The sequence below is a fragment of the Neisseria sp. P0021.S006 genome, assembly GCF_051956895.1.
Genome location: NZ_JBQCWZ010001181.1, coordinates 1 through 468, shown reverse-complemented (window position 1 = coordinate 468; position 468 = coordinate 1). Strand labels below are relative to the sequence as shown.

At 47.6% G+C, this 468-nt stretch carries 1 protein-coding gene; it reads left to right on the top strand.

The genetic code is table 11. The features are described from left to right. Positions 1–468: oligopeptide:H+ symporter (locus ACTHUM_RS19360; RefSeq protein ID WP_440403918.1), on the top strand; the 468-nt coding region annotated here is incomplete at both ends.

Below are 468 nucleotides of genomic sequence, written 5' to 3'. Positions count from 1 at the left end.
CTTGAGAACTTTTCACGCTGGCTTTTGGGCGTGGTCATTATCACCGTTATCGCTTATTTTGCACGCTTGCTGGGCAGCAGCCAAGTTGAGGCAGCCAATAAACGTTACATCATGGCCTATATTCCGCTGTTTTTGACTATTTGTATGTTCTGGGCGGTTTGGTTTCAGGTGTACACCGTTGCAACGGTTTATTTTGACGAAACGGTTGACCGTACTTTCTTCGGCTTTACCGTGCCTGTTTCATGGAAAGATTCGATACAGGCCATGTGGGTGGTTCTCTTTTCCGGCGTGATGGCCACGGTGTGGACGAAAATGGGCAAACGCCAACCTAAAACGCCGTTGAAGTTTGCACTGGCCATGTTGGTAACCGGCGTCTATTATTTGAGTTTTATTCCGTATATTTCATCTGGAACCCCGATGCCGATTATCGTGTTTATGCTGGTGTTGCTGGCGATTACGATAGGCGAG